The organism is Bacteroides pyogenes DSM 20611 = JCM 6294 (assembly GCF_000428105.1).
GTDB lineage: Bacteria > Bacteroidota > Bacteroidia > Bacteroidales > Bacteroidaceae > Bacteroides > Bacteroides pyogenes.
Genome location: NZ_ATZH01000024.1, coordinates 64,009 through 71,070, shown reverse-complemented (window position 1 = coordinate 71,070; position 7,062 = coordinate 64,009). Strand labels below are relative to the sequence as shown.

General features: G+C 46.9%; 9 protein-coding genes. 5 read left to right on the top strand and 4 right to left on the bottom strand.

The features are described from left to right. Nucleotides 1-50 precede the first annotated feature (50 nt). The 4 genes from C234_RS17760 to C234_RS0107035 form a co-directional block, all read right to left on the bottom strand. Entirely contained in the window at nt 51-281 is a 231-nt protein-coding gene (locus tag C234_RS17760) for a hypothetical protein (protein ID WP_027325177.1), read from the bottom strand. 13 nt (nt 282-294) lie between these two features. Then, complete coding sequence (locus C234_RS0107045; protein WP_027325176.1) at nt 295-1,179, bottom strand: carbon-nitrogen hydrolase; 885 nt, start codon at nt 1,177-1,179, stop codon at nt 295-297. Between the two features lie 24 nt (nt 1,180-1,203). Further along, entirely contained in the window at nt 1,204-2,319 is a 1,116-nt protein-coding gene (locus C234_RS0107040; protein ID WP_027325175.1) for an agmatine deiminase family protein, read from the bottom strand. Between the two features lie 109 nt (nt 2,320-2,428). After that, a complete protein-coding gene (locus C234_RS0107035; protein ID WP_027325174.1) occupies nt 2,429-2,959 on the bottom strand; it encodes a ferredoxin domain-containing protein in 531 nt (176 codons plus the stop codon). An 86-nt stretch (nt 2,960-3,045) separates the two neighbouring features. Here C234_RS0107035 and C234_RS0107030 point away from each other — a divergent pair, with 86 nt between their 5' ends. The 5 genes from C234_RS0107030 (at nt 3,046) to C234_RS0107005 (ending at nt 6,751) form a co-directional block, all read left to right on the top strand. Continuing rightward, nucleotides 3,046-3,666: an ABC transporter ATP-binding protein gene (locus C234_RS0107030; RefSeq protein ID WP_027325173.1), complete on the top strand. Its 621-nt coding sequence runs from the start codon at nt 3,046-3,048 to the stop codon at nt 3,664-3,666. Between the two features lie 17 nt (nt 3,667-3,683). After that, nucleotides 3,684-4,478, top strand: coding sequence for an ABC transporter permease (locus C234_RS0107025; protein WP_021644447.1), 795 nt, complete (start codon nt 3,684-3,686; stop codon nt 4,476-4,478). Then, a complete protein-coding gene (locus tag C234_RS0107020; RefSeq protein ID WP_027325172.1) occupies nt 4,475-4,750 on the top strand; it encodes a hypothetical protein in 276 nt (91 codons plus the stop codon). Before C234_RS0107025 ends, C234_RS0107020 begins: the two co-directional genes overlap by 4 nt. 76 nt (nt 4,751-4,826) lie before the next feature. Then, nucleotides 4,827-5,921, top strand: a complete 1,095-nt coding sequence (locus tag C234_RS0107010) for a Nif3-like dinuclear metal center hexameric protein (protein ID WP_027325171.1) — start codon at nt 4,827-4,829, stop codon at nt 5,919-5,921. Nucleotides 5,922-5,923: 2 nt separating this feature from the next. Beyond that, complete coding sequence (locus C234_RS0107005) at nt 5,924-6,751, top strand: zinc ribbon domain-containing protein (RefSeq protein WP_027325170.1); 828 nt, start codon at nt 5,924-5,926, stop codon at nt 6,749-6,751. Nucleotides 6,752-7,062 lie beyond the last annotated feature (311 nt).

Here is a 7,062-nt window from a genome sequence, read left to right as displayed (position 1 = left end):
AAGAAGGCATGGATTGGCTAATTAGGCTGTTTTATGAGCTTACTGCCGCTTTATTTAAGTGCTGGAAACACATAAATCAAAGAAATCTTCAAAATATCGCAGCTTAAAGATAATGAACCGATTTGTATAGCGATGAACAAAAAAGGAAGTGCATCGTGCATTACGACACACCTCCCCGCCTTTTTTTCAAAGCCCGCCGCCTTTTTTTCAAAGCCCGCCGCCTTTTTTTCAAAGCCCGCCGCCTTTTTTTCAAAGCCCGCCGCCTTTTTTTCAAACGGCAAAAGCCCTCGGGCGTTAATCGATAAACCGCTTCGTCAGCCCTTCGTAAGACTCGATTCGACGGTCGCGGAGGAAAGGCCACCAACGACGCACGTTCTCCGAACGCTCCATGTCTATTTCGACAACCATGTTTTCCGGTTGCTCGTTTCCGGCCTGTGCCAAAACTTCCCCTTGAGGTCCTGCAACGAAACTATTGCCCCAAAACAGGATTCCGTTGGTTTGATGCGAAGGATCCGGCTCGTGCCCGACACGATTGACCGAAACAACCGGAAGCCCGTTGGCAACGGCATGTCCGCGTTGAGAGATAATCCATGCATCGATCTGGCGTGCTTTCTCTTCGTCGGTGTCGCTGCTTTCCCATCCGATGGCCGTAGGGTAGATTAAAATTTCGGCTCCTTTCAGTGCCATCAGGCGGGCTGCTTCCGGATACCACTGATCCCAGCATACCAATACGCCCAGTTTTCCCAAAGATGTCTGAATCGGTTCGAACCCGATATCTCCCGGAGTGAAATAAAACTTTTCGTAATATGCCGGATCGTCGGGGATGTGCATTTTACGATACTTTCCGGCCATGCTTCCGTCGCTGTCGAACACCACTGCCGTATTGTGGTACAAACCCGGAGCTCGCTTCTCGAAAAGAGAAGTGACGAGAACGATTTTGTGCATAGCCGCCAGCTCGGAGTAAAAGCCGGTGGAAGGGCCGGGGATGGGTTCGGCAAGGTCGAACAACTCGGTATTTTCCGTCTGGCAGAAATACAGGGAGTTGTGCAGCTCCTGCAGTACAACCAGCTCGGCGCCGCGGGCCACGCATTCTTCTATGTTCTTTGCCAGATTCCTCAGATTAGTCCGTATGTCTTCTGAATTGGATTGTTGAATCAATCCTACTTTTATTTTTCTCATGATGAATAACTGTTTTTTATATGGTCATTTAATCACTCCCTGCGGATATTGCATTGTGACACAGTGCAGAGAACCGTGTTGTTTGATCAGGGCGCGGCAGTCTATGCCCACTATCCGATGCTTGGGGAATGCTTGCTGCAACACTTCACCCGCTTCCTTGTCGTTTTCCGGCTGATTGTATGTGGGATAAAGCACAGTTTCGTTCAGAATCAGGAAGTTGGCATATGTGGCAGGGAGCCGTTCACCCTTTTCTTCTATTTTGTCGGCCATAGGCAACGGCAACAGCCGGTAAGGCTCGCCCGCCAATGTGCGGAAAGTTTTCAGCTGTTCTTCCATGGCCTGCAACGCCTCGTAATGTTCGTCTTCGGGGTCGGAGCACTTCACATAGGCAATGGTGTCGGTGGAGCAGAAGCGCGCCAGCGTGTCGATATGGCTGTCTGTGTCGTCTCCCGCCAGATACCCGTGATCCAACCAGAGAACCTGCTGCAGATGGAAAGTCGACTTCAGGTATTCTTCTATCTCCACCCGGTTCATTTGTCCGTTCCGGTTGGGAGAAAGGAGACATTCGGAAGTGGTAAGAAGAGTTCCCATTCCGTCGCTTTCTACAGATCCGCCTTCGAGGACGAATCCGAGACGGTTGACGTAATGCCCGTGCAGCATGCCGGCTTTTACGGCACGGCGTGTGATTTGATTGTCCATATCGCAGGCGAATTTAAGTCCCCAGCCATTGAAGGTAAAGTCGAGCAGGGAAGGAGTGCCTCCGTCTATCATCGTGATCGCGCCGTGGTCGCGTGCCCACGTGTCGTTCGAAGTGCATTCCAGAAAGCGGACATTGCCCATGTTTACCTTGCCGGCGATCTGTTTTTTTACTTCTTCCGGTTCGGGAGTGACAATCAGCAGCAATTCGCGTGCGGCAATTTCCCGGGCTATGTGCAGGAAGCATTCCTGCACTTCCTCCAACATATAGTTCCAGTCGGTGCCGGCATGCGGCCATGTCAACTGCACGCCGCTTTGCGGATGCCATTCGGCAGGCAGGTGAGGCGATCTCATTTCTACCTGCTCATAGATTGTTTTTCTGAAATCCAGCTGTAATTCTTTTTCCGAACGAATCACAAGAGGATAGCCTACGTTGATTCCCATATTCGTTTCTTATTTTTATTATTTACCAATGCGATACCCGGCGCAATTTATCGTCGCCTCTTATCTCATCACTTCTTTTCTGTGTTGATAAACAATGATTCCGTATTTCTTACCCCTTCGGTTTTCTGTCGAAAAACGGGTTTTTCGACGATGCGCTCACCGGAATGGCCATAACCGTTTTGCAGTCTTTCAACCAGTTTAAACGCTGTGCCGCCAGCCCTGCCGAGAACATGACACGGGTATCTGCACGCATATCGGCTGCCATGGCGCATGCCGATCCGATGGCAATGCCCACGTCGATGCTGTTGAGCGCGCAAGGTACGTTTTCCGTACGTCCCGTGCAAGTGGCAAAGCCGCAGTGACCGCAATTCAATCCCTGTGCCTGTTCTTTCGTACCTATTAACACGATACATTCGGCATTCAATATATTGTCGGCGTCACGAAGAAAAAACTTCATACCGTGCTCTTCCGTCATTTCTATCATCTTGTCCGATAGCTTTTTAATCTCATCTCCCGTTATCATCGCCACTTCGATGATATCGACTCCCTTCGCTTTCGGAGCGGTACGTGCAGCAGTCATCATCTGCCGGGCTATTTGCAGTACGTGTTCGTGCCGAATATCTCTTTCGTTGAATATCATGCTTTTTATTGAATTAAATAGTGAGGCAAAGATAACGTTTTTCAATAAAATAGTACCTTTGCCGCGTGGAAAGAATTGAAAATGCTATGTTACATATAAATAACGCTTGTATAGCTTTTGGGAAGGAAGTGCTCTTTTCCGGATTTACAATGCGTCTGGGAAAAGGTGAAACGGCATGTATCGTGGGTGAGTCCGGTTGCGGCAAAACATCGCTGTTGAACGCCGTCATGGGCTTTGTCCCTCTGACAGAAGGAACCATTACCGTAGGAGGTACTTTGCTCGATAAGACCACTGTCGACATTATTCGCAGGCAGATTGCATGGATACCGCAAGAGTTGGCGCTTCCGTTCGAGTGGGTCAAAGAGATGGCAGCTCTTCCGTTCCGGCTGAAAGTGAACCGCGACGTCCCGTTCTCTGAAGAAAGACTGTTTCGCTATTTCGACGAATTGGGATTGGAACAGGAGTTGTATCATAAACGTGTGAACGAAGTTTCCGGCGGTCAACGCCAACGCATCATGCTGGCGGTGGCAGCCATGCTCGATAAACCTTTAATCGTTATCGACGAACCTACATCGGCTTTGGATGCCGGATCGACAGACAGGGTTCTTTCTTTTTTCCGGCGGCAGGCGGAGAGGGGAGCAGCCGTTTTGGCTGTGTCGCACGATAAGGATTTTGCTTCGGGATGCCATTATTTAATCGAATTATAAATCAAAAAAACAAGATAGTGGGAACCATCGATATTTCTTATTTTAATTTGTTTACGGGCTTGTTATTGCTCGTTATTCCTTTTTTCTACCTTTGGAAATTTAAAACGGGCTTGTTGAAGCCGGCTGTCATAGGTACGCTGCGAATGATTGTCCAGTTGTTTCTGATCGGGATGTATCTGAAATATCTGTTTCTATGGAACAGTCCCTGGATTAATTTTCTGTGGGTAATCGTGATGGTCTTTGTGGCGGGACAGACCGCTCTGGTGCGCACCCGGCTCAAACGGAGCATTTTGTTGATTCCCGTCTCGGTGGGGTTTCTTTGCAGCGTGTTGCTGGTGGGAATGTATTTCATTGTAATTGTACTTCGTCCGGACAATATTTTCGATGCCCAATACTTAATTCCGATTTTCGGTATTCTGATGGGCAATATGCTGTCGAGCAACGTTATTGCGCTGAATACCTATTATAGCGGGTTGAAGCGCGAGCAACAGCTTTACTCTTATCTCTTGGGCAACGGAGCCACTCGTCAGGAAGCGCAGGCGCCGTTTATCAGGCAGGCCATCATCAAATCGTTCAGCCCGTTGATAGCCAATATTGCCGTCATGGGATTGGTGGCTTTGCCCGGAACCATGATCGGACAGATATTGGGGGGAAGCAGTCCGAACGTTGCAATCAAATATCAGATGATGATTATGGTGATAACCTTTACTGCCTCTATGCTGTCGCTGATGATTACCATTTCGCTGGCTTCGCGCAAGTCGTTCGACGCATACGGCAAATTGTTGCAGGTAACCGGTGAGAGTAAAAGATGAATTTGGAAGAACTGATTCTGAAAGAAGTGGCGGAGATTCATCTCCCGGGCTTTTTTGTTACGGTAGACTTCTCGGCGACAGGCTGTGAACCCCCGCGGCATATCGAGGCTTTTTTGAAAGAAAAGCGCGAATCCATTCTTCGCGGATCGAACGGGCGTAAGTTTGTATATCAAGAAACGGGCTGGAGGCTGATTTTCACTTTCTTCCCGACCGATCGTGTAGTGGATGAACGCTATGCGATGAAGAATAAAGTTTGGATGAAAAGAAAATGAATCTGATAAAAAACAATAAGAAAATTCTTATTCTTACTTATTTTGAGTATATTTGCACTCAAATTTTCTGCAAAGAATGAAAATTAAGGAAATAGTAAGCGCCCTTGAAAGGTTCGCGCCTCTGCCATTGCAAGACGGATTCGATAATGCCGGCCTGCAAATCGGATTGACAGATGCGGAAGCAACAGGGGCTTTGTTGTGTCTTGACGTTACCGAAGCTGTGTTGGACGAAGCTATCGCGTTGGGATACAACCTTGTCATTGCGCACCATCCGCTCATGTTTAAAGGATGCAAGTCCATTACGGGCAAAGACTACGTGGAGCGCTGCATATTGAAAGCGATAAAAAACGATATCGTGGTATATGCCATGCACACCAATCTGGATAACGCGCGGAATGGCGTGAATTTCAAAATAGCCGAAAAGATCGGTTTGAAGAATTTACGTGTATTGGCTCCCAAAGAAAACAGCTTGCTCAAACTGGTCACTTTTGTTCCTGTCGCAGAGGCAGACAAGGTGCGTCGGGCTCTCTTTGCTGCCGGATGCGGAAACATCGGCAATTACGATTCGTGCAGCTACAATTCGGAGGGAGAGGGTACATTCCGGGCGAACGCAGAAGCCCGCCCTTTCTGTGGAGAAATAGGGGAGTTGCATCGTGAGCCGGAAGTCCGGATAGAAACGATTCTTCCGGTTTACAAAGAAAGAGAAGCCGTGAAGGCTTTGCTGAACGCCCATCCTTACGAGGAACCGGCTTTCGATCTGTATCCTCTGAAGAACGATTGGAAACAGATGGGAGCAGGGCTTGTAGGCGAGTTGGAAGAACCCGAGACAGAACTCGAGTTTCTGAAACGGATAAAACGGATATTTGAGGTGGAGTGCCTGCGACACAATAAGTTGTCGGGCAGAGAAATAGAAAAAGTAGCCCTTTGCGGAGGAGCCGGCGCTTTCTTGCTTCCGGAGGCGATTCGTTCGGGAGCGGATGTGTTCATCACCGGAGAAATCAAATATCACGATTATTTCGGGCATGAAGAGGAAATTCTGATGGCGGAAATCGGCCATTACGAAAGCGAACAGTATACAAAAGAAATCTTTTATTCCATAATTCGGGATTTATTTCCTAATTTTACGCTCCAATTGAGTAAAATAAATACGAATCCTATAAAATACTTATAAAAATGGCTAGAGAAGCGAAAAAAGATCCGAGTGATTTGACGGTGGAACAGAAGCTGAAGACTCTGTTCCAGTTACAGACGATGTTGTCGAAGATTGACGAAATCAAGACTTTGCGGGGTGAACTTCCGTTGGAGGTGCAGGACCTTGAAGATGAAATTGCCGGTTTGAGCACCCGTATCGATAAAATTAAAGCCGAAGCAGAAGAACTGAAAACCAATATTTCGGGTAAAAAGCTGGATATTGAAACGGCAAAGGCTTCTGTAGAAAAGTATAAATCGCAGCAAGATAACGTTCGTAACAACCGTGAGTATGACTTCTTGACTAAAGAGATCGAATTTCAGAATCTGGAAATCGAATTAAGCGAAAAAAGAATCAAGGAGTTTACTGCGGAAAAGGAAGAGAAAGAAGCGGAAATCGTGAAAAACGAGCAGCTGCTTGAAGAACGTAAAAAAGACCTTGAAGGAAAGAAAGGCGAACTGGATGAGATTATTTCCGAAACAAAGCAGGAGGAAGAAAAGCTCAGGGATAAGACCAAAGATCTGGAAACGAAGATTGAAGCGCGCTTGCTGCAATCGTTCAAGCGTATCCGCAAGAATTCCCGCAACGGATTGGGTATCGTATATGTACAACGCGATGCTTGCGGTGGTTGTTTTAATAAAATTCCGCCTCAGAGGCAATTGGATATCCGTTCTCGTAAGAAAGTAATCGTGTGCGAATACTGCGGACGTATCATGATTGACCCTGAATTGGCAGGAATACAAGCTGAAACGAAAGCCGAATCGGCTCCGGCTACTACGAAAAGATCGATCAGAAGAAAATCTGCTGAGTGAAAACAGCAGTCGAAGAGATTAAATCAATATTTTTTGGGGAATGTCCCATTTTGTGTAAATAGAAATTTGCAGGATTCAGGTGTTATACTTGAATCCTGTTTTCAAATATAGCAATAATTTGATGGGACTATCCATTATTTGTTACGCGAATCTATACAACAGATGCTTTTATAAATTATTAGTTTGAATGGATTCGCGTAGTTTCTTCTCCATTCAGGCTTGTTTTACCCCTATTTTTCTTTTATTTACTTTCCTGAAGCTACTTGTGCCTTATTTGCTGTCCGATGAATTTTCTCTTCACCTGATTATAA